Origin of the sequence: Halobellus ruber (assembly GCF_014212355.1) — an archaeon.
Taxonomy (GTDB): domain Archaea; phylum Halobacteriota; class Halobacteria; order Halobacteriales; family Haloferacaceae; genus Haloquadratum; species Haloquadratum rubrum.
Genome location: NZ_JACKXD010000002.1, coordinates 296,945 through 317,578, shown reverse-complemented (window position 1 = coordinate 317,578; position 20,634 = coordinate 296,945). Strand labels below are relative to the sequence as shown.

General features: G+C 69.0%; 20 protein-coding genes. 7 read left to right on the top strand and 13 right to left on the bottom strand.

The genetic code is table 11. The annotated features are described in order from the left end of the window. The first annotated feature begins 78 nt into the window (after positions 1-78). The gene (locus H5V44_RS06590) at positions 79-2,262 is read left to right on the top strand and encodes an AAA family ATPase (RefSeq protein WP_185192314.1); all 2,184 of its coding nucleotides are present in this window, start codon (positions 79-81) and stop codon (positions 2,260-2,262) included. A 108-nt stretch (positions 2,263-2,370) separates the two neighbouring features. Further along, a complete protein-coding gene (locus H5V44_RS06585; RefSeq protein WP_185192313.1) occupies positions 2,371-3,267 on the top strand; it encodes an alpha/beta fold hydrolase in 897 nt (298 codons plus the stop codon). 36 nt (positions 3,268-3,303) lie between these two features. Here the strand turns inward: H5V44_RS06585 and H5V44_RS06580 are convergent, their stop codons facing one another. Beyond that, complete coding sequence (locus tag H5V44_RS06580) at positions 3,304-6,150, bottom strand: DEAD/DEAH box helicase (RefSeq protein WP_185192312.1); 2,847 nt, start codon at positions 6,148-6,150, stop codon at positions 3,304-3,306. A gap of 81 nt (positions 6,151-6,231) precedes the next feature. On the opposite strand from H5V44_RS06580, the gene H5V44_RS06575 reads away from it, so the two are divergent. After that, positions 6,232-6,483 carry a hypothetical protein gene (locus H5V44_RS06575; protein WP_185192311.1) on the top strand — a complete coding sequence of 84 codons (252 nt, stop codon included), beginning with the start codon at positions 6,232-6,234 and terminating at the stop codon, positions 6,481-6,483. A gap of 39 nt (positions 6,484-6,522) precedes the next feature. On the opposite strand, the gene H5V44_RS06570 is transcribed toward H5V44_RS06575, so the two are convergent. The 7 genes from H5V44_RS06570 to H5V44_RS06540 all read right to left on the bottom strand — a co-directional run bounded on the left by H5V44_RS06570 (position 6,523) and on the right by H5V44_RS06540 (position 13,642). Beyond that, on the bottom strand, positions 6,523-7,332 hold the full coding sequence (locus tag H5V44_RS06570; protein WP_185192310.1) for a metallophosphoesterase: 810 nt from the start codon (positions 7,330-7,332) through the stop codon (positions 6,523-6,525). Beyond that, positions 7,332-8,888: a hypothetical protein gene (locus H5V44_RS06565; RefSeq protein WP_185192309.1), complete on the bottom strand. Its 1,557-nt coding sequence runs from the start codon at positions 8,886-8,888 to the stop codon at positions 7,332-7,334. Before H5V44_RS06565 ends, H5V44_RS06570 begins: the two co-directional genes overlap by 1 nt. Continuing rightward, on the bottom strand, positions 8,885-10,156 hold the full coding sequence (locus H5V44_RS06560; protein WP_185192308.1) for a Single-stranded DNA binding protein: 1,272 nt from the start codon (positions 10,154-10,156) through the stop codon (positions 8,885-8,887). The genes H5V44_RS06565 and H5V44_RS06560 overlap by 4 nt, the downstream gene beginning before the upstream one ends. 82 nt (positions 10,157-10,238) lie before the next feature. Then, positions 10,239-10,538, bottom strand: a complete 300-nt coding sequence (locus H5V44_RS06555; protein ID WP_449271814.1) for a DUF7520 family protein — start codon at positions 10,536-10,538, stop codon at positions 10,239-10,241. Between the two features lie 251 nt (positions 10,539-10,789). Further along, the gene (locus H5V44_RS06550; RefSeq protein ID WP_185192687.1) at positions 10,790-12,529 is read right to left on the bottom strand and encodes a cbb3-type cytochrome c oxidase subunit I; all 1,740 of its coding nucleotides are present in this window, start codon (positions 12,527-12,529) and stop codon (positions 10,790-10,792) included. Positions 12,530-12,727: 198 nt separating this feature from the next. Beyond that, complete coding sequence (locus tag H5V44_RS06545) at positions 12,728-13,204, bottom strand: DUF6684 family protein (RefSeq protein WP_185192307.1); 477 nt, start codon at positions 13,202-13,204, stop codon at positions 12,728-12,730. Positions 13,205-13,270: 66 nt separating this feature from the next. Next, positions 13,271-13,642, bottom strand: coding sequence for a DUF7541 family protein (locus H5V44_RS06540; protein ID WP_185192306.1), 372 nt, complete (start codon positions 13,640-13,642; stop codon positions 13,271-13,273). A gap of 111 nt (positions 13,643-13,753) precedes the next feature. Between H5V44_RS06540 and H5V44_RS06535 the strand changes: the two genes are divergently transcribed. From H5V44_RS06535 to artA, 4 genes are all read left to right on the top strand, one after another. Further along, the gene (locus H5V44_RS06535) at positions 13,754-14,866 is read left to right on the top strand and encodes an OBG GTPase family GTP-binding protein (RefSeq protein ID WP_185192305.1); all 1,113 of its coding nucleotides are present in this window, start codon (positions 13,754-13,756) and stop codon (positions 14,864-14,866) included. Between the two features lie 5 nt (positions 14,867-14,871). Further along, positions 14,872-15,354: a TIGR04206 family protein gene (locus H5V44_RS06530; RefSeq protein ID WP_343067694.1), complete on the top strand. Its 483-nt coding sequence runs from the start codon at positions 14,872-14,874 to the stop codon at positions 15,352-15,354. Between the two features lie 45 nt (positions 15,355-15,399). Beyond that, positions 15,400-16,164, top strand: a complete 765-nt coding sequence (locus H5V44_RS06525; protein ID WP_185192304.1) for a VOC family protein — start codon at positions 15,400-15,402, stop codon at positions 16,162-16,164. A gap of 84 nt (positions 16,165-16,248) precedes the next feature. After that, positions 16,249-17,187 (top strand): archaeosortase A, encoded by a 939-nt coding sequence (artA, locus tag H5V44_RS06520; protein ID WP_185192303.1) that lies wholly within the window; start codon positions 16,249-16,251, stop codon positions 17,185-17,187. 5 nt (positions 17,188-17,192) lie between these two features. Here the strand turns inward: artA and H5V44_RS17240 are convergent, their stop codons facing one another. From H5V44_RS17240 to H5V44_RS06495, 5 genes are all read right to left on the bottom strand, one after another. Beyond that, the gene (locus H5V44_RS17240; protein ID WP_343067703.1) at positions 17,193-17,816 is read right to left on the bottom strand and encodes an SDR family NAD(P)-dependent oxidoreductase; all 624 of its coding nucleotides are present in this window, start codon (positions 17,814-17,816) and stop codon (positions 17,193-17,195) included. Between the two features lie 298 nt (positions 17,817-18,114). Beyond that, positions 18,115-18,894 carry a diphthine synthase gene (gene dph5 / locus H5V44_RS06510; RefSeq protein ID WP_185192302.1) on the bottom strand — a complete coding sequence of 260 codons (780 nt, stop codon included), beginning with the start codon at positions 18,892-18,894 and terminating at the stop codon, positions 18,115-18,117. Positions 18,895-19,018: 124 nt separating this feature from the next. Continuing rightward, positions 19,019-19,234: a hypothetical protein gene (locus tag H5V44_RS06505; RefSeq protein ID WP_185192301.1), complete on the bottom strand. Its 216-nt coding sequence runs from the start codon at positions 19,232-19,234 to the stop codon at positions 19,019-19,021. A gap of 108 nt (positions 19,235-19,342) precedes the next feature. Then, positions 19,343-19,633 carry a hypothetical protein gene (locus H5V44_RS06500; RefSeq protein ID WP_246403807.1) on the bottom strand — a complete coding sequence of 97 codons (291 nt, stop codon included), beginning with the start codon at positions 19,631-19,633 and terminating at the stop codon, positions 19,343-19,345. A gap of 140 nt (positions 19,634-19,773) precedes the next feature. Continuing rightward, positions 19,774-20,634 carry a cytochrome c oxidase subunit 3 gene (locus H5V44_RS06495; protein WP_185192300.1) on the bottom strand — a complete coding sequence of 287 codons (861 nt, stop codon included), beginning with the start codon at positions 20,632-20,634 and terminating at the stop codon, positions 19,774-19,776.

Here is a 20,634-nt window from a genome sequence, read left to right as displayed (position 1 = left end):
GAACTAAAAACGCTTCCCCCGAATCCACCGTCCGTCCTCCCGGGCAAGACAAAAGACGCCGGCCACCGAAACGGGTGTATGAACGCGGACGACGGCCTCGAACTCACCGTTCGTGGGGCCGAAAAGCGGGACGCCGGCCGGGGGATCGCCCGGCTGCCGGAGCCGGTCAGAAAGCGGCTGGGCGTCCTCAGTGGCGATACCGTGGTGGTTGCGGGCGAGGGCGAGACCGTCGCGAAGGTGTGGCCCGCCGCCGGCGACGTTCCCGACGGCACGATCCTGGTCGACGCCGACACCCGGACGAACGCCGGCGCGAAGATCGGCGGCACGGTTCGGGTCCGGAAGGTCGATGTCGACGACGCCCGGTCGGTCACGCTGTCGATGCCCGAGGACGTCGCCTTCGAGGACGACGCACGCGCGGTCGAACTGATCAAACGTGCGATCCGGGACCGGCCGATCCAGCCCGGCGGCCAGATCCACTTCGAGTCGCTGAGCGCCGAGCCGTTCGTGGTTGCCGAAACCGACCCCGAGGGGATGGTCCGCGTCACCGACTCGACGCGGCTGAAACTCGCACGGGAGGGCCGCGTGAGCCGCGTGGTTTCCTCGGTCGCGGGGCGGAGCGAGGGCGGCGGGGACGGCGGCCCGACCCCGGGCAACGACGCCGCCCCCTCGCCGACGGTCACCTACGAGGACATCGGCGGGCTCGACGAGGAACTCGACCTCGTGCGGGAGATGATCGAACTTCCCCTTTCGGAGCCGGAGGTGTTCGCCCACCTCGGGATCGACCCGCCGAAGGGGGTGCTGCTCTACGGCCCGCCCGGGACCGGCAAGACCCTGATCGCGCGGGCGGTCGCAAACGAGGTCGACGCGACGTTCGTCGACGTCTCCGGCCCGGAGATCATGTCGAAGTACAAGGGCGAAAGCGAGGAGAAGCTCCGCGAGAAGTTCGCCGAGGCCCGCGAGAACGCGCCCGCGATCGTCTTCTTCGACGAGATCGACTCCATCGCGGGCAAGCGCGACGACGACGGCGACGTGGAGAACCGCGTGGTCGGCCAACTGCTCTCGCTGATGGACGGCCTCGACGCCCGTGGGGACGTGGTGGTGATCGGCGCGACGAACCGCGTCGACACCCTCGATCCGGCCCTCCGCCGCGGCGGCCGGTTCGACCGCGAGATCGAGATCGGCGTCCCCAACGAGCGCGGCCGCCGGGAGATCCTCGAAGTCCACACCCGGCGGATGCCGCTCGCCGACGACGTCGACGTCGACCGGCTGGCGTCCCGCACCCACGGCTTCGTCGGGGCTGACCTCGAGTCGCTCATGACGGAGGCGGCGATGGTCGCGCTCCGGCGCGGCCGCCGCGGCGACGCCGACGCCCCGATCACGGGCCTGGAGGTGACCCGGGCGGACGTCGAAGCCGCGATGGCGTCGGTCGATCCCTCGGCGATGCGGGAGTACGTCGCGGAGTCGCCGACGACCACGTTCGCGGACGTCGGCGGGCTGGCCGAGGCCAAGCGGACGCTCGAACGCGCGGTGACGTGGCCGCTCACCTACGGCCCGCTGTTCGACGCCGCGCGGACGGACCCGCCGACCGGCGTGTTGCTTCACGGCCCGCCGGGGACCGGCAAGACCCTGCTGGCGCGGGCGATCGCGGGCGAAAGCGGCGTCAACTTCGTGCAGGTCGCCGGCCCCGAACTCCTGGATCGGTACGTCGGCGAGTCCGAGAAGGCCGTCAGGGAGGTGTTCGAGCGCGCCAGACAGGCCGCGCCCGCGATCGTCTTCTTCGACGAGATCGACGCGGTCGCGACCAACCGCGACGGCGCCGGCGGTGACTCCGGCGTCGGCCAGCGCGTCGTCTCCCAACTCCTGACCGAACTCGATCGCGTGTCCGATCACCCCAACCTGGTGGTGCTCGCGGCGACGAACCGGAAGGCCGCCCTCGACCCCGCGCTGCTGCGCCCCGGGCGGCTGGAGTCCCACGTCCACGTCCCGGAGCCGGACGAGGCCGCCCGCCGGGAGATCATCGACGTCCACCTCGATGACCGGCCGCTCGGCGACGACGTCGACCGCGACGACCTCGCCGCTCGGACCGAGGGATACTCCGGCGCCGACATCGCGGCGGTCGTCCGGGACGCGTCGATGCGGGCGATCGAGGACGTCGTCGGCGCCTACAAGGGCGAGGCAGCCAACGACCACGCCGACGAGGTGGCGGTGACGCGGGACCATTTCGAGGCGGCGTTGGCGCGGGTTAGTTCATCCGATGCGTGAGGCTGCCTCTCAGTTCAGAGACCGACTTCGTATCCGGTTCGCTCTCGACACCGATGGTCGCATCCGCAGTTTTATTTCCGATTGGCGACACGAATTGACGCAACGACGATGGAAACGGAACCTGATGCCAGCGCCCCGACCCCGGACGTTCCGTCGGTCGAACGTGACTTCCGCGACGTGAACGGGGTTTCCCTCCACGTCGTCAGCGCCGGTGATCCGGACGACCCGCTGGTCGTCTTGCTCCACGGGTTCCCGGAGTTCTGGTACGAGTGGCACGACTACGTCGAGCCCTTCGTTGAGGCCGGATATCGGGTCCTCATCCCCGATCAGCGCGGCTACAACCGCAGCCAGAAGCCGACCGGCAGCTCGTCGTATCGGATCACCCAGCTCTCGGGAGATATCGTCGATCTGATCGGGACCGAAGGTCGGGAGGCTGCCCACGTCATCGGTCACGACTGGGGGGCCGCCGTCGCGTGGGATCTGGCCCTCCGCCATCCCGCCGTGGTCGACCGGCTCGGAATCATCAACGTCCCCCACCCGACGGTGTTCGAACGAACACTCCGATCGAACCCGACGCAGATGCGAAAGAGTTGGTATATGTTCTTTTTCCAGCTTCCTCGTCTCCCGGAGTGGTTCGTCGGACGGGACGAGTACGAATTTATGACGAAAACGATGCGGGAGGGTGCTCGGCCGGGGACGTTCAGCGAGACGGACTTCGAGCGGTATCGCGGGGCGTGGTCGCAGGCGGGGGCGCTGACTGCGATGCTCAGCTGGTACCGGTCGCTCTTCCGACACCGCGAGGATCCCCAGCGTGAGCGTGTCACTGCCCCCACGTGCATCGTCTGGGGAGAGAACGATCAGGCGCTCGTTCCCGAGATGGCGCCGGAGAGCGCCGACTACTGCGAGGAAGCCAGCCTCGAACGGTTCCACGATGCCACGCACTGGGTCCCACACGAGTACCCCGACCGGGTAGCCGACATCCTGCTCGATCACGTCGGATCGTAACTGGGGGATGCCCAGTCCCGGATCGTTGAGGGATGCTCAGTCCCAGAACGACTGCGTCCGCGCGTACTGCCGCTCCTGCTTGAGGATGTCGCGGTAGAAGTCCCGTTCGTCCTCCCGCAGCTTCCCGATGATCCGCGCGGCGGTCTGGGGGCCGACCCCGCGGGCCGCTAAGGCGATCACGGCCTGCTTGCCGTGGCTCTGAACCAGGCTCGCGGCGCGGTAGGCCCGCTTCACCAGCCGCTCGGCCTCGTCGTCGCGGTCGGTCGCCCCCACCGCGGCGACGGTCTCCTCGTCCCACGGGTTGAGGCAGGCGATCCGGGTCGCGCCGCACTCCGGACACTCCGGCTGGTCGCGGACGCGGCGCACCTTCGTCGTGTGCTCCCAGTCGGTGCAGTGGAGACACAGCAGCCGCACCCGGTCGTCGTGGATGCGCTCTTTCACCGTCTCGATCACGCTCGCGTCGGCGTTCTCGGGGACGACCAGCTCCCGGCCGCTGGAGCGCCCGCCCGTGCCGATCGGGGTCCGCTCGCGGGCGGTCTCCAAGGAGGCTGATCCGTCGTGGAGGTCGGCAAGCAGCGACGCGGCGGCGTCGACCGCGAGGTCGACGTGGAACACCTCCCGGACGGCCTCGTCGTAGACGGGGGTGTCCGCTAAGGCGGCGAGCAGCCGGTCGGCGCCGAACCGTTCCCGCCCCTGGTACCGCTTGAGCGCGCCGAACTTCGCGGCGACCTGCGCGAGGGTGAACTTCAGGGTCTCGGAGTTCCGGAGCGCGAGTTCGAGCGTGGGTTCGACGTGTTCGGGCTGGGTCGTCTCCAGCACCTCGACCACGTCGCGGGCGGACGCCCGGGAGGGGACTTCGAGTTCGATCCGGTACGGCGAAACCTCCATCCCGACCGACGAGCCGGTTCGTTGCCCGACCAAGGCGGCCAACAGTCGGCCGAACGTCTCGTTGATCCGGTGGCCGTGGGTGCTGTTGAGCACGACCTCCCGCCCCCGGCCCTCGACGACGAACCGGTCGGCCGTCGGGATGGGACGGCCCGCCTCGACCTGGCGTTCGATCGGCGTCAGGGCCGTAGCCAGGGTGTGGGTGTCAGTGGGGTACCGCGCCAGGAGGTCGCGAGCGACGGCCTCGCGGTCGGCACCGGTCTCGAACTGGTCGGCCGCCACCGCGCGGATCTCGCCGACCTCGCGGGCGACGTGGGCGGGGACCGGGATCTCGGAGCCGGTCCACGACGGGACCTCGCCGCTCGGATCCTCGATCGGGGTGACGTTCACCCGCGCCTCGTCGTCGTTGATGTCGTTGATCCGCCACATCTCGCCGCGCTGGACGAACGCCGCGCCCGGTTCGGCGAAGTTGACCACGAACCGCTCGTCGAGCGTGCCAACCGGCCCCCGCGAGGAGATGTCGTGGACCTCGTAGGTCTCCTCGTCGGGGATCATCGAGAGGTTGGCGTAGAAGTACTGCCAGGTCCCGCCCGATTTCTCCAACCGGTCCCGATCCTCGTCGAGCCACAGCAGCCGGTTCTTCGAGAGCTCCCGGACGACCTGCCGGAACGTCTCCTCGTCGAGGTCAGCAAACGGGTACGCCGCGGTCACGATCCCGTAGGCCCGCCGCGCCGACACCTCGCCTTCGTCCATCACGATCCCGACGATCTGGTTTGCGACCGTATCGAGGCTGGCGTGGTGGATCCGCGCCGGCTCGACCTCCCCCGACGCGGCGCGGCGCGCGATCGCGAGCGCCTCCAGGGTGTCGTCAGGTGAGGACGTCACGAGCGTGCCGCGGGAGACCTCGTCCCGGCGGTGGCCCGCGCGGCCGACCCGCTGGAGCAGCCGCGAGACCTCCCTGGGACTCCCGTACTGGACGACGTGGTCGACCCGGCCCACATCGATCCCGAGTTCCATCGAGGAGGTACAGACCAGGGCGTCGAGGTCGCCGGCCTTGAACCGCTCTTCGACATCGATCCGGACGTCCTTCGACAGGGACCCGTGGTGGACCTCGATCGGCTCGTCGAGCGCCTTGAACCGCGACCCCAGCGCCTCGGCGGTCTGACGGGTGTTGACGAACACCAGCGTCGACTCGTGGTCGCACACGATGTCGCGGACGAGTCGGACGTGGCTCGCGATGGTGGCGTCGGTCGCGAGTTCGCCCGCCAGCCGCTCGTCCTCGGGCGTGAGTTCGGGGTGGACGACCTCGAACTCGACCTCGCTGCCGACGTCGACCGCGATTATCTCGAAGTCGCGGTCGCCGGTGAGGAACCGCCCCACCTCCTCGGGCGACCCCACCGTCGCCGAGAGGCCGATCCGCTGGAACGGTCCGGCGAGCGCCCGGAGCCGCTCCAACCCGATCGTCAACTGCGCGCCGCGCTTCGCGGAGGCGAGTTCGTGAACCTCGTCGACGACGACGTGGCGGACGTCCGACAGCGCCGACCGGAGTTTCTTCCCGGTCAGCATCGCCTGGAGCGTCTCGGGCGTCGTCACCAGCACGTCCGGGGGGTCGTCGGCCTGCTTCGACCGCTGGTACTGGGTGGTATCGCCGTGTCGCACGTCGATCTCGACGTCGAGGGTGCTCCCCCACCACTCCAGCCGCTCGCGCATATCCCGGTTCAGCGCGCGCAGCGGGGTGATGTACAGCGCCGACAGCCCCTCCCGCTCTTCGGGATCGGCGCGGACGATCGCGTCGAACACCGGCAACATCGCGGTCTCGGTCTTTCCGGTCCCGGTGGGCGCGATCACCAGGGCGTTCCGGCCCGCCGCAAGCGGGGGTATCGCCCGGCGCTGGGGCTCGGTCGGGGTCGCGAACCCGCGCTCGGAGAGCGCCGCACGGACCGCGTCGCCGAGGCTCGCAAACGCGTCCATTCCCCGGTTCACGGGCCGGTCTGTCATCGCCTCCACTACCGGCGCGACGGGATTAAGCCCGACGTTCCCGGGCCAAGATTCGTCCGTCGGGAGATCGTATCGTCGCGTATGAGTCCCCGTCGAAGCTTCTGGATCGCGATCCTCGCGTACGGCGCGCTGTCGGCGGCGGCGTTCCTGCCGCCGACCGACCTCCCGTCGACCGGCGGCGGCATCGGGGGCGTCCTCGTCGCCGCGAGCGCCGGGTACGCGCTCCTCCGTCGCGACCGCGTCGGCGGCCCCGAGGAGTGGAACCTCGCCGTCCTCGCGGCGATCGTCGGTGCCGTGCTCTACGCGGTCGTCACCGTCCTCGGGGCGGTCTGAGACCGGAAGGCCGGCCCGCGCGACCGAGCGTCCCGGCAGCTACACCGACCGGTACGGGCCGAGCCGCGTCCCGTCGAGCAGGTACGCGTCCGTCCGGCTGTCGACGAGCGCGTCGGGGAGAAACGGCGAGAGGAAGCCCTGCCCCTCGACGTTCACCCACGTCCCGCCCGATCGGTCGTTGAACGCCGGGAAGACCACGAGTTCGGGGTCGGTCCACGCCAGGTCCGAAGCGTCGATCCCGAAGTGCTCGGCGAACGGCCCGGAACGGAGCGGCCCCCGGAGCCACGCCCGCTCCTTCCGCCCGCCGCCGACGCTGTCTTCGAGCCTGACGGCGGGGTGTTCGTGGCCGATACAGAGCACCTCGCCGCCCAGGGCGTCGCGGGACGGCCACGTGTGGCCGTGGGCGAACCCCACCCGGCCAAGTCTCGTGTCCGTGCGGTCCGCGACGGCGAACCGGCTCTCGGCCGCAAAGCGGTCGCCGACGCCGGTATCGTGGTTGCCCGGGACCAGCGTCACCGGGACGCGGTCGAGCACGGCGGCCAGGAGGTCGTCGAGTTCCTCGGCCTCCGTGCCGTCGGCACCGCCGACGCGGTGCCCCAGGTCGCCGAGCACCACCAGCCGGTCGGGGTCGGTCCGGTCGAGCAGGCCGAGCAGGCGGATCCGACGGAGGTCGGCGTCGCTCTCGAGTTCGACGCCCCGCTCGTACCGGAGTCCGGCCTCGATCCCGGCGTGGTAGTCGGCGACCACGAGCGCCGTCTCCCCGTCGCCGATCCGGACCACGGCGGCGGGGTCGCCCGGGAGCGGTTCGACCAGCGGGTCGGCGTCCCCGATCCCCGTCGCGTCCGCCATCAGATGGCTTTCAGGCGGCCCTCTGCGGGCTCGTAGCACTTCCCGCCCATCAGGGCGTCCTGGATCGCGGACTCGACCGCGTCGGCGTCGACGCCGTGCGCTTCGACCACCCGTTCGACGACGGCCTCCCGGTCGGCGCCGTCGCCGTCGTCGAGGTCGCTCATCACGTCGACGGCGGTGGCTTCGAGGTCGACGTCGTCGGCCCCGCCCGCGTCCGACGCCGTGTCGGCGGCGGCATCCGCGTCCGTCCCGTCGGCCCCGCCGCCGGCTGCGGGTGTCGGGTCCACCGTGGAGTCGGCGGAGGGGCTTCCGGACGTAGCCGAACCGTCGGCCGACGACCCGGCGTCGCCCTCGGCCGCGGCGGCCGCCTCGGCTTCGAGGTCCTCGACGTCCGGGACGTCGATGTCGGCTTCGCCGGGATCGTCGACCTCGTTGCCGGTGGCGAACTCGGTGTCGTACTCGGATTCGATCTCGGCGCGTTCCTCCTCGTCGAGTTCGTATAACTCCGACTCGTCGGGGTCGTCGGCGCCGAAGTCGCCGAGGTCGTCGTCCGACCCCGCGGTCGCGTCGACTTCCTCGTCCGCCGCGGTCGACGGCTCCGACGCCGTCGATCCGGCCTCCCCGGGGCCATCGCCGGCGGTCGACGCATCGTCGGTCGGGCTCGTGGCTGACTCCTCGCTCGCGGCTGTCGTCCCCTCGATTGTGGCCGTGTCGCCCACGCTCGTCCCGCCGCCTGCGTCCCGGGCAGCCGTGGATTCGGCGTCGGCGCCGGATGCCTCGGGGCTCGGCGTCGCACCGGCTGGCTCCGCCGATCCGCCGGATGCGGTCGACGCCGCCGGCACCGCCGGGAGCGCCCCGAGTTCGTTCGGCCCCGCCTCGTCGGGGGCGACATCGAGCGTCTCGACGGTGTCGCGCTCGCCAGCGACGAGGTCCAGCGACCGGACCGCGAGCCGCCGGACCGCTTCGAGGTAGTGTTCGGTCGGCCGGTAGTGGTCGATCGCACGCACGACGCCGCTTGCGTGCGCGGCGTCGACGCCGCGGGACTCCAGTTCCGCCCGGAGGTCCTCGCCGCGGGCGTCGAGGTCGAGCGCCGCGGCCATCGTCGCGATCCGATCGAGCGTTGCGTCGGCGGCAGCAACGACCCACCGGTCCCGGGTGTCGGCGTCGACCTCGGTGAGGCTCTCGGGCCGGACCGAGGTGAAGATCCGGTCTGAGTCCTCCGGCTGGTAGGTCCGCCCCTTGCCCGTGATCGAGACGAAACACGGCGGGGTCGTCCGTTCGAGAAAGCCCGCGGCGTCGGGCTGGTACTGGCCGGCGTAGGTCACGAACGCCCCCGTGGGGTCGGCGATTCGACCCCGGAGGACGTCGTCGTTGACCGCCTCGACCTCGGTGAGCGCGCCGACCGCGAACAGCCGGTTGACCCGCGCGCCGGTCGGGGTCACCACGTAGTTGGGCGCGCGCTCCTCGTCGCTCTCCGAGTACGAAAGGGTAGCGTCGTCGAACTCCGCGGCGAACACCCGGCGGGCGATCTCCCGCTCTTGGACCTCGTCGCTCATCCGCGCACCTCCGAAAGCAGGTCGGTTGCGAGCGCCGCGGGATCCTCGTCAGTCCGCTCGAACTCGGTTGCTTCGAGGTTTGCACCGTAGTCGTCGACAGAGAGGTTCCCGCGGATCCGGTACTCGCGGCCGACGATCCGCTCGCGGATCTCGTCGGCGACGACCGCCTTGTCCATCGCGTCGCGGGCGGCGGTCATCGCCTCCGCCATCGTGCCGCCGTACACCGCCTCGGTGAGCTCGCGGTCGAGCATCGCGGTCACCGTGCCGGTACCGTCGTCGATGATCGCCTTCACGCGCATATCGTCCTCGCCGTCGACGTCGCCGTGGGCGCGACACTGCCCGTTCTGTAGTACCCGCCCGCAGTCGGGGCACCGCTCGATGAGCCCGGAGCCGTCCCGGACTTCGAGGACGTTGCCGACGACCTCGACGTCGAACAGCCCGCCGGCGGCGACGGCCTCGCCGATCGGGAGCCGCGTCGCCTCGTCGTCGACGTCGATCGAGCGGCCCAGCGGCGTCACGGTGGTGTACTGAGAGAGGTTCACCTGCGGGACGCCACGGAACTCCCGGACGTACACCTCCTCGAACCGGAGTTCCGAGCCCTCCCGGAGTTCGGGCCGGGCCTCCCAGTCGGTAAAGGGGAGCCGGCCGCTCTCGTCGGCGACGACGCCCGACCGGATGGTGGTGTCGCCGTCGCGGCCGTCGATGACGCGCTCCTCCGATTCGAGGAGTTTGACCTCGACGTTGCGGCCGCGGTCGCCCGCTCGAAGGTCCACGAGGTCGGAATCGCCGCCGACGTCGTAGGGCACCTCCACGGGCGTCGTCTCGATTGCGACCGTCGAGGACTGGCCGATGTTGAGCTCGGGGTCGCCGTCCCACTCGCGGACGCCGGCGTTGCCGACGGTGATGGAATCGCCGGGCTCGAAGCCGAAGTCCTCCCACGCGGTGTAGGAGATCCGACCGGTCCCGTCGGCGAACTCGCCTTCCCGGATCGTCTGTTCCTCGCCTTGGTACCGGATCGACCGGCGGCCGACCGACAGCACCCGGACGGTCACGGTGACGTTGCCGTCGGCGGTCGTGACGTCGCCGACATCCTTCGTTGTCGGCGTCGCGTCGTTGCCGCCGCTTCCGCCGTGTTTCCGGCGGATGCTCTGTTTCGCCTCGTCGACGGGCACGCTGTACGACAGCAGGTTCTGCAAGTCGTCTTTGACCTCCGCTTTGTCAACACCGAGGGCGGAGGCGAGTTCCTCGGCGTGTTCGTCTACGTCCATCACTATGTGCTACGCCCGCCCGGAATAAAAAGGATAGCCGGACCGACGGGGGCAACGCCGACCGGTCGGTCGCGGCCGCGACTCACCCGCCGTCGTCGATCGTCCGTGACACGTAGATCACGAGCGCCAGGGGCACCCCGAGCACCAGGGCGAGCGTCAGCCCGCCGTAGGCGGCGAACCCGGCCGGCGTGGCGGGAAACGGGACCAGAAACAGGAACCGCGGCTGCTGGAGTCCGTCGACGAACGTCCCGGTCAGAAAGCCCGCGGCGGCCCCGACGCCGACCAAGGCGACGTACAGCAGGAGCACGAACCGGCGGCCGTCGCGGCCGGTCGATCCCGGTGACGATTCCGGCGTCCCCTCGGCGACGTCGCGTTCGGTCACGCCGAGGTGTCGGCGACGCTCGGGGTTAAGCCACCCGTTTGCGGGTCGGTCCCGCGGAACCGACGCTCATATGATCGCCCCCCTGCAAACGGGAGTATGAGTGATCGGGACCTCCTGGCGGTCGTCCTCGCGTCGATCGTGGTGTTGATGTTCGCCACCGGAATCATCCTCGCGGTCTGAGCGCCGGCGGGCGGAACCCTACCGAAGAAACGGCATCGAACCGCGGAGTTACTCGTCGGCGAACCGCGGAGTTACTCGTCGGCGTCGGCCGTCGTCCGCCCGCCGTCGGCCACCGCGGGCCCCTCTTCGTCCTCGCCGCCGTCGGCGATCGCGGTCTGGAGTTTCTGATCGAACCAGTCCCACTCGGCGGTGTAGAGGTTCGAATCCTTGAGGTCCCAGGGGTCGCCGTCGTCGACCTTCGGGGCTTCGAGCCACGACTGCACGAAGTTCCACACGAAGATGATCTGGCCGACCAGCAGGATCAAGGCGCCGAAGGTCGCCAGCTGGTGGAGCGTCGCGAACTGCGGCAGGTAGTTTGCGTACCGCCGCGGCATCCCGCCGTAGCCCAGCAGGATCATCGCGAAGAACGTGACGTTCGTCCCGATCATCGAGAGCCAGAAGTGCATCTTCCCCAGCGTCTTCTGGTACATCCGCCCCGTGTACAGCGGGTACCAGTAGTACAGCCCGGCGAAGCCGGCGAACGCGATCGCGCCCATCACGATGTAGTGGAAGTGACCCACCACGTAGTAGGTGTCGTGGAGCACGAGGTCGATCGGGATCGACGCGAGGAACACGCCGGTGACGCCGCCGATGATGAAGTTCGAGACGAACCCGATACAGAACAGCATCGGGGTGGTGAGCCGCACCCGGCCGTTCCACATCGTCGTGATCCAGTTGAACGTCTTGACCGCACTCGGGATCGCGATCGCGAGCGAGACCGCCATGAACGACGCCCGCAGCCGGGGGTCCATCCCGGTCGCGAACATGTGGTGCGCCCACACGCCGAACGAGAGGACGCCGATCGCGAGCGTGGAGTAGACGACGAACTTGAACCCGAACAGCCGGCGGCCCGCAAAGCGTGGCAGGACGTAACTGACGATCCCCATCGGCGGCAACACCAGGATGTACACCTCGGGGTGGCCGAAGAACCAGAAGAGGTGCTGCCACAGCATCGCGCCGCCCTCACCGGAGAAGAACGTGGTGCCGAAGTTACGGTCGAAAAGCAGCATCACGATCGCGCTGCCCAGAAGCGGGAACGCGAAGAGGATCAGCCCCGACTGGGTCAGGACCGTCCACGAGAAGATGTCGAGGTTCGCCCAGGAGACCTCCTCGCCACGCTCGGTGAAGATGGTCGCGATGAAGTTGATCGCCCCCATCGTCGCTGAGACGCCCGAGAGGTGCAGTCCGAGGAGGAACAGGTCGACGCCGGCGTTCCCCTGGTTCCCGAGCCCCGCGCCGGTCGACAGCGGCGTGTACATCGTCCAGGCTGTCTGCGCCGGGATGATGTTCCCGATCGGGAAAAAGCCCGCCCAGATGAGCAAGGCGGCGGGCGGCAGCAGCCAGAAGGCGATGGCGTTGATCCGCGGGAACGCCATGTCGTCCGCGCCGATCAGGAGCGGCACCAGGTAGTTCGCGAACGCGGCGATGATCGGCGTCCCGAACAGGAACAGCATCGTGATGCCGTGGCTCGTCAAAAGCGAGTTGTAGAACGTGTTCGAGATGAGCGTCTGCCCGGGGGCGATGAGTTCAAGCCGCATCACGACGACCATCAGTCCGCCGACGACGAACGCGATGAGCGCGTACGTGCCGTAGAGCAGTCCGATGTCCTTGTGGTCCACCGTGGTGAGCCACCTGATGACGCCCGACGGTTTCTCGCTGGAGACGTAACTTTCCTCCTGCCCGTACCCACCGCCGCCGGCGATCGGCGTGTACGAGCGCCAGTTTTCGACCCGCGCGACCCACGCGGCGACGGCCACCAGGAAGAGCCCCATGAGGACCGTCAGCGCCAGCTGTCCGTTGACCTGCATAGTTGCGGGTGAGTATCCAAAGGTAATGAAAGGTTCGGGAAGCCGCCGCCGTCGGCGCGGTGCCGCGTTCGCGTCCGGACCCGGGCGGGCCGGCTCGGGCTACGGGTGATCCCGGCGATCGATCGAGAGCGGATCCGGCCGACGCGCCGGGGATCCTCCGGGTCAGGAGGGCTGCTCGTCGCCGTCCGCCGAGTCGGAGTCAGCCGTCGCGTCCGCTGGTTCGTCGGCCGCGTCGTCCGCCGCGGATTCGGCGTCGTCGTCCGACTCCGCCGCTACGTCCTCAGGCTCCGCAGGTTCGTCGAGTTCTGCGGCCGCCGCCGCGTCCTCGGGGACCGCCTCCGTACCCTCGTCGTCGGGGACTTCGAGCGGTTCGGCCCCCGAGACGCTTGCCTGTCCGGGGAGGTAGACCGGCCCGTCGTTCTCGCTGCCGGCGACCGCGACCGCCGCGAAGTACGTCAGGACCGAAAGCAGCACGAACGGGACCGCGATCAGCCCGAACTGGATCGCCGACGCGAGCGGGTCGATCCCGAACGGCGCGAACACGAGAAAGCCCACGATGAAGAACGCGAGAATGAAGAGCGGAATGACGTTGACGAGGAGGTCGAGTTGCGTCTCCCGGTCGAAGATCTCGTTGCTCATACCCGCCCGTTCCCGCGGAGGAGGAAATAGGTTGTTGATTCGTCGCAGCAGGCGGTACCGGACCGGCTAGTACGGCGGGTCAGCGTCCTGTGCGAACAGCCTACCGGCGACGGCGATTGCGACCAGGATCGCCGCGGCCGCGAGGATGGCGTACCCGCGATCCGGGAGGTCGATCGGGGTGTAAACGAACCCGAGCCCCAACGCGGCGAACGGGACGGCGGCGCCGACAAGCGCCCGCCACGGCGTCTTCGCGTAGCCCGCCTCCGTGGCCATCCCCGCCGCGCTCCCGCCGAACAGGAGCAGGCCGCCGACGGCGATCGGAAACAGGTCGAAGACGATCCCGACCTCCGCGATCGGGATGCCGAGGGCGACGAAGAGGGGCCAGGGGCTCGCCCGCCGATACTGCTCCGAGAGTCCCGGTTCCGGTTCAGCTCCCATTATCCCACCTACGCACCGGAGCGTACAAAACGCTTCGTTCCGCGTCGGGGCACACGCGGACGGCACGCGGAAAGAACACCTTTTTCGACGGGGGTCGTAGAGCAATATCCGATGGGACTGGAGGAGGAGATCGAGGAACTCCGCGAGGAGATCGCAAACACGCCGTACAACAAGGCGACCGAGGAGCACATCGGCCGGCTGAAGGCGAAGCTCGCCGAGAAAAAGGAGAAACTCGAAAACCAGTCCTCCGCCGGCGGCGGCCACGGGTACGCAGTCGAGAAGACCGGGGACGCGACCGTCGCCCTCGTCGGGTTCCCCAGCGTCGGCAAGTCGACGCTGATCAACGCCCTCACCAACGCCGACAGCGAGGTCGGCGAGTACGAGTTCACCACCCTCGACGTCAACCCCGGGATGTTGAAGCACAACGGCGCCAACATCCAGATCCTCGACGTCCCGGGGCTCATCGAGGGGGCGGCCGGCGGCCGCGGCGACGGGAAGGCCGTTCTCTCGGTCGTCCGGACGGCCGACCTCGTGGTGTTTCTCCTCTCCGTGTTCGAGATCGAGCGGTACGAACGCCTCCAGGAGGAGCTGTACGCGAACAAGATCCGGGTCGACGCCGAGCCGCCGAACGTCACCATCTCCAAACGCGGCAAGGGCGGCATCCAGGTCACCGCCTCCGACGACGTCTCCCTCGACGAGGACACGGTCGCGAGCGTGCTCAGAGAGCACGGCTACGTCAACGCCGACGTGACCGTCCGCGGCAACCACACCATCGACGAACTCATCGACGGCATAATGGACAATCGGGTGTACCTCCCCTCGATGGTGGCGGTCAACAAGGCCGACCTCATCGACCGCGAGTACCTCCCCACCGTCGAGGAGAACCTCCGGGATGTCGGCGTCGACCCCGAGGAGGCGGTGTTCATCAGCGCGGAAGCCGAGAGGGGCCTCGACGCGTTCAGGGAGCGCCTCTGGGAGGAACTCGGCCTGATCCGGGTGTATATGGACAAGCCCGGCCGCGGCGTCGACTACGAGGAGCCGCTGGTCCTGATGGAAGGCGAAAACACCGTCGACGACGCCCTACGGAAGCTCGGCGGGAGCTTAGAGGAGCGGTTCCGGTTCGCCCGGGTGACCGGGCCGAGCGCGAAACACGACGAACAGCAGGTCGGCCGCGGCCACGAACTCGAAGACGAGGACGTGCTCCGCGTCGTCGCCCGGAAGTGACCGTCGTGGCGACCTCGACCGTTCGGTCGCGGCTGGCGATGCTCGCCTTCCCGGGGCTGCTTGCGGTCCCGTGGTCGGTGCAGGTGTTCTCCGGGCGGGACGCGACCCTGCTTTTCGCGTGGGGGCTCGTCAACACCACTCCCCCGATGGTGACGACCCTTCCGGAGTTCCTGTTCCTGTACACGAGGGGGTTGCCCGAGTACATCCTCGCGTGGCCGCTGTCGGTCGGGGTGTACGCCGCCGCCGTTGCGAGCGCCGCGATCGGCCGGCGGACGGGCCGGGAGGACCGCCGCGTGACCGCCGGACTGCTCGCCGTCGCGGCCGTCGCACAGGCACAACTCGCGTGGGGTTTTTCCATCCAACCGAACCGGGTGGCGTGGCCGGTGGGGTCGGCGGCGTTGCTCGCGGTCGCCGCGGTTCACTATCGGGGTCGAACTCGAAACGGCGCGGACGACCCCAGCGACGACGGCGACGCTCCCGACGACTGACAGGCTTCGGCACCCTTTTTGATTGCGGCGACCGTCCCTCCGCGTATGTCCGGTGTGCTCGATCACGTGATGATCCGCGTCGAAGACCTCGAAGCGTCGCTGGAGTGGTACGATACCCACCTGAACTACGAGGAGAAGGGCCGCTGGGAGGCCGACACCTTCACCAACGTCTTTCTCGGTCCCGAGGGGATGCACGACGAGGGCGCGAAGCTCGAACTCACCTACAACCACGACGACCGCACCTACGAGATGGGCGACGCGTGGGGTCACATCGCGGTCCGGGTGCCCGAGGGCGAACTCGAAGAACACTACCACCAGTTGCTGGACGAGGGCGTCGACGACTACCGCGACCCCGAGTCCTGTGGCGGCCGGTACGCGTTCGTGAAGGACCCCGACGGCCACGAGGTCGAGATCGTCCAGCGCGACCCCGACCTGCCGAAATGGAGCCTCGACCACACGATGATCCGCGTCGCGGACGCCGACGAGGCGCTGGGGTTCTGGACCCGGAAGTTCGAGTACGAACACACCGGCCGGTGGGAGTCCGATTCCTTCGCGAACTACTTCATGAAGCCCGAGGGCGCAACCGACGCCGCGATGGCCGTCGAACTCACCTACAACTACGACGGCCGCTCGTACACGATGGGCGACGCGTGGGGGCATCTCGCGGTCCGCGCCGACGACCTCCACGACTACTGGGACACCCTGATGGAACGGCACGCCCGGGACTACCGCGACCCGGCCTCCTGTGACGACCGCTACGCGTTCACGAAGGATCAGGACGGCCACGAGGTCGAGATCGTCGAAGCCTGACCGCCGAAGTCGCCCGGTGGCGGTCTCCCGACGCCGGCGCACTGAACGACAAAGGATTTAATCGCCAAAGCCGTCCGCCCGGATATGCCCGGTCTGCTCTCCGACGCCTTCGCGTGGGTGGTGATCCTCACGTTCGCGGCGGGCACGCTCTCGGTAGGCCGGAACGAACGGCTGGCGCGGCATCTCACGGTCGCCGCGTGGGTCGGCTTCGCCGTCTTCTGGCTGCAGTTGGTCCCGCATTTCGCGTTCGTCCACAAGAGCTACGTCGAGGGGCTGCTCTCGATCGTCGCGGTCCCGGCGTCTTTGTACACCGGCTACCTGCTCTGGGGCGGCCGCGACTCCCTGTACGTGCTTTCGCGGTCCGTCGCGGCGATGGGGCTCCTGTATCTCCCCTTCGAGACGATCCCCGCAGTCACCCTGCTGGGGGTTGCGGTGCCGGCCCCGCGGGGCGTGTTGATGGAGGTCGTCGCCGCGCAGACCGGCTTCCTCGTCAACGCGTTCGGCTACACGCCCGAACTCATCGTCGGCGAGCAGGGGTATCTGAACACGTTCCGCTTTTTCGACGGCGACCACCGCCTGACGGTGTCGGTCGTCCTCGCGTGCACCGGGCTGGGCAGCATCGCCATCTTCGGCGGGCTGATCGCCGCCGTCGAGGCACCGTTCCGCCGGAAGCTCCGCGCGCTGGCGATCGCGGTGCCGATCATCTACGCGCTGAACCTCCTCCGGACCACGTTCATCACGATCGTCTTCGGCAAGCAGTACATGCAGTGGTTCGTGGGCGAGGTCCTGTTTCTGTTCGGGTCCACCGACCCGTATATGGTCTCGTTTTTCATCTCCGATCGCATCATCAGCCAGGTGCTCGCGGTCGTGGTGCTCGTCGGGATCACCTACCTGGTCGTCCGGGAGGTCCCGGAGCTTCTGACCGTCGTCGAGGACGTGCTCTACCTCGTTACCGGCGACGAGTACGATCTGGCGGCGCAACTCGACCTCGAACGAACCGAGCGATCCGAGCGGGCTGTCTGATCCGCTTACTTCGAGACTGGCTCCCTGGCAGTCCTGACCGGGAGCCACCGCGGGAGGACGCGCCGGAGGAACGCCCGGAGCCTGTTTCGCCCGCCCGGAATGCCGATCCGCTCGCCGGCCATCAGCCCGCGGTACCCCGCCTCCACGACGGCGGCCGCAGACGTCCTGTCGGCCGCCGCCGCCCCCGACCCGTCGTAGTCCCCGCGGTCGAAGAACCCGGTCCCCGTCTCATCCGAGCACAGGGCGGCCGCCGTGATGCCCTGCGCGGCCAGTCCCTCGGCGAGCGCCTCCGAGAACGCCCGCTCGAAGTGTTCCGCCGCGGAGTACACGACGCTGTTCGGCGTCGGCGCCCATCCGGCGATCGAGGCGTCGTCGTCAAGAAACGGGCCGTACGAACCGACCCCGGCGTTGTTGACGAGGACATCGACCCCGAGCCCCGCGTCGACGACCGATTCGTACAGCGCCGCCGGCGCTTCGGGGTCCGAGAGGTCGGCGGGCATCACGTGCGTCTCGACGTCGTAAGTCCGTTCGAGTTCGTCGGCGACCGTCTCGAGGCGCTCCCGTCTCCGGGACATCAGGAGTACGTCGGTGCCGTCGGCCGCAAACAGCTTCGTCAGTTCGGAGCCGATGCCGGGACGCCCCCGGTCACGAGCGCCGTTGCAGCCGCGTCGGTCGTGTCCCCGGCGTTATGAACGTTGCCGCGCGCCGCACACAAAACTCGTTGGGCGGCCGCGCGGCCTGGCTCCGTTCCGGTGCCGACGCTGGGCCGAAAACTGGGACCGACGCGGTCGTGCTCGCTGTCTCCAACGACGGTCCGGAACTCGACGGGACGGGGGCGGCGCCGCCCGCGGCCCGACGATACTCGCCGGTCGACGCCGGCGGACGCGTCGGACCGGTGGTTCGCTTTCGACTTGCTTCGAGGCCGAATTACCGCTCGCGAGCCGCCAGGGCGTCGGCGGGTGCACCCCCGAGCGTGGCCAAGGCGTCGGACTCGACGTGGTGGAGGTCGCCGGGGATCACGAGCAGATGCAGCGGGTCGCCGAAGTCCCGGTCGGCCAACGTCGAGAGCGTGTCGGCCGCGACGACCGGTTCCGGGCTGCCGGCCCGCGCGACCGCGACCCCGAGCGTGTCGGTCCACCCCTCGGCGAGGAGTCCGGCGGCGACGTCGGCGGTCAGGTACGCGTCGCGGTCGGCCTTGATGTCGAGGTACACGAGCGTGTGGAGGCCGCGCTCGCGGTTGGCGTCGATGGATTCGACGACGCTTCCAGGGACGTCGCCGCCGCCGTGGGCGGACGGAAACGGGAGGGTGACCGACTTCCCGAACCGGTAGTTCTGGAGGCCAGTCAGTCCCGAGGCGGCGGTCTGTGCCGTCACGCCGTGGATCACGCGGGTGTCGATCCCGCGGTCGATCGCCCGGAGCCGCAGGTCGACGTGCGTCGTCGAGATCATCGTGTCGCCCGCGGTCAGGAAGGCGACGTGGCCGTCCGCGGCGGCCGCGAGGACGTCTTCAGGGTCCCGTTCGACGCCCGCACGGTCCCGGACCTCGATGTCGACGTCGTGGAACGCCGACAGGTCATCGACCGTCGCGCCGACGAGGTGGCTGGTGTAGAACTCCGCGAACGCGCGGTCGGCGTCCTCGAGAATGGCCCGGCCCTCGACGGTGATCGACTCCTCGTCGTACAGCCCGAGGCCGACGAACGTGAGCATACTCGGGGTGGGCGGCCGGCGGGAATAAACCGCCCGGCTTCGGTCGTTCGGATCGGTGTGACAGGTCGCCGGTCGTCGCCGAACCGTGCGGGCGAGAACCGGTGCTCAGCGAATCCTGTTCGTCTCAGGCGTCGCCCCCATAAAGCCCCAGATCCTCGGCGACGTGGTCGGCGAGTTCCTCGGCGAGAACCGGGTCGACCTGGGCGACCTCCTCCCCGTCGTGTCGGTGTTGGTTGTGCGTCTCCAACGATTCACGGAGGTCCGCAAGCGGGACCCGCGAGCGCGTTCCACAGGCCTCACAGACGATCGGGACCGTCGGCTCGTCGTCGTCGGTGGTCATACCCGGCTTTCGTCGGAGGGTCGGAAAACTGCTCCGTTGGAGCCGGAGGCGCGCTGGGGGCGCTGGCGAGCCCGCGATCTTCGTCCCGGACGATCTCGTATTCGACCTTCAGATCGGCTTTATTGTCCGTTTTTCGGACGTTACGCCGGCCGACCTGGCGGATCGCTCCTCGGCGACGCCCACAGCCCGCCACACGTTCGCGCGAACCCCGATCCGGGACATCGAAAGCGGGAGTTCCGTGCCGGCCTGCAGGGAGGCGAGTCGGCGCCTGAGTTCGGGCGTCGCGTACGCACAGACGTGTCGGGTCTCGTTCGTTGCACCCACTTCGACGGTCAGTGTTCCGTGGTCGTTCATCCGGCGCCGGACGACGACGCGTACCGGGGAGTCTTTGGCGGGCATCGGTCGACGGAACGCACCCTCGGCGCATAAGCTGATATATGAGTGATACGAGCGGATATTGTGGGCTATGTAGTCCGCTGCATCCGGTCGAAACCCGTCGAACGCCCGGCCGATCGGCGGTAAAAAAACCCAGTTCCCTCTCAGGCGCCGACTTCCGCGCCGACGTACAGCACGACGACGAGGAAGATCCACACCACGTCAACGAAGTGCCAGTACATCGAGACGGTGCTGACGGAGACGTGCCGCTCGGCGGAGTACTGGCCGGCGAGCGCCCGCACGAGAACGACCCCGAGGAGGACCGCGCCGAGGCTCACGTGGAGGCCGTGGAGGCCGGTGAGTCCGAAGAACGCCGACGCGAAGAACCCGGAGGTCAACGTGAAGCCCTCGTGGACGATAAACTCGTAGTACTCGTAGATCTGGCCGCCGATGAAGACCACGCCCAAAACCACCGTCGCGATGAGCCACCCCAGGAACGTCCGGCGGTCGTCCTTCCGGATGGCGGTGTGGGCGAGGTGCAGCGTGATCGACGACAGCACCAGGAGCGCGGTGTTGGCGATGACGAGCGAGCCCGTGAGGTCGGGAATCCCGACGAAGATCGACTCCCAGTCGCCCGCGCGGATGTAGAAGTAGTAGCCGAACAGCGCGCCGAACGTCGCCAGTTCCGAGCCGAGGAACGCGAGCATCCCCCACCGGAGCTTGTTCGCGCTCTTTTGATCGGCCTCACGGGACCAGAACGTGCTTACGAAGGCGTGATACACCCACCCGTACAGGCCGACGAGGAAGAGCCCGATCGAGGCTACCAGCGCCGCGGGACCCGCGAGGGGGCCTACGAGGCCGCTGCCGCTGCGGCCGATGATGTACAGCGCCGCCGCGACGTAGACGCCGCCGGCCCCCGCGGCGGTGACGAACGGCCACCAGCTGGCCTCACCGAATCCGCGGGGCCAATCCTCCACCGCGGGGAGGTGGTGTTCGTGGTCGTCGTGTGCGTCTTCGGTACCCAT

Excerpts from the sequence above, each read along its gene's own strand:
- H5V44_RS06500 (WP_246403807.1), bottom strand. The coding sequence starts at position 19,633 with ATGCCCGCCAAAGACTCCCCGGTACGCGTCGTCGTCCGGCGCCGGATG.
- H5V44_RS06565 (WP_185192309.1), bottom strand. The coding sequence starts at position 8,888 with ATGAGCGACGAGGTCCAAGAGCGGGAGATCGCCCGCCGGGTGTTCGCC.
- H5V44_RS06575 (WP_185192311.1), top strand. The coding sequence starts at position 6,232 with ATGAGTCCCCGTCGAAGCTTCTGGATCGCGATCCTCGCGTACGGCGCG.
- H5V44_RS06580 (WP_185192312.1), bottom strand. The coding sequence starts at position 6,150 with ATGACAGACCGGCCCGTGAACCGGGGAATGGACGCGTTTGCGAGCCTC.
- H5V44_RS06540 (WP_185192306.1), bottom strand. The coding sequence starts at position 13,642 with ATGGGAGCTGAACCGGAACCGGGACTCTCGGAGCAGTATCGGCGGGCG.
- H5V44_RS06560 (WP_185192308.1), bottom strand. The coding sequence starts at position 10,156 with ATGGACGTAGACGAACACGCCGAGGAACTCGCCTCCGCCCTCGGTGTT.
- H5V44_RS06545 (WP_185192307.1), bottom strand. The coding sequence starts at position 13,204 with ATGAGCAACGAGATCTTCGACCGGGAGACGCAACTCGACCTCCTCGTC.
- artA (WP_185192303.1), top strand. The coding sequence starts at position 16,249 with ATGCCCGGTCTGCTCTCCGACGCCTTCGCGTGGGTGGTGATCCTCACG.
- H5V44_RS06590 (WP_185192314.1), top strand. The coding sequence starts at position 79 with ATGAACGCGGACGACGGCCTCGAACTCACCGTTCGTGGGGCCGAAAAG.
- H5V44_RS06535 (WP_185192305.1), top strand. The coding sequence starts at position 13,754 with ATGGGACTGGAGGAGGAGATCGAGGAACTCCGCGAGGAGATCGCAAAC.
- H5V44_RS06585 (WP_185192313.1), top strand. The coding sequence starts at position 2,371 with ATGGAAACGGAACCTGATGCCAGCGCCCCGACCCCGGACGTTCCGTCG.
- H5V44_RS06525 (WP_185192304.1), top strand. The coding sequence starts at position 15,400 with ATGTCCGGTGTGCTCGATCACGTGATGATCCGCGTCGAAGACCTCGAA.
- dph5 (WP_185192302.1), bottom strand. The coding sequence starts at position 18,894 with ATGCTCACGTTCGTCGGCCTCGGGCTGTACGACGAGGAGTCGATCACC.
- H5V44_RS06495 (WP_185192300.1), bottom strand. The coding sequence starts at position 20,634 with ATGGGTACCGAAGACGCACACGACGACCACGAACACCACCTCCCCGCG.
- H5V44_RS06570 (WP_185192310.1), bottom strand. The coding sequence starts at position 7,332 with ATGGCGGACGCGACGGGGATCGGGGACGCCGACCCGCTGGTCGAACCG.
- H5V44_RS06550 (WP_185192687.1), bottom strand. The coding sequence starts at position 12,529 with ATGGGGCTCTTCCTGGTGGCCGTCGCCGCGTGGGTCGCGCGGGTCGAA.
- H5V44_RS06505 (WP_185192301.1), bottom strand. The coding sequence starts at position 19,234 with ATGACCACCGACGACGACGAGCCGACGGTCCCGATCGTCTGTGAGGCC.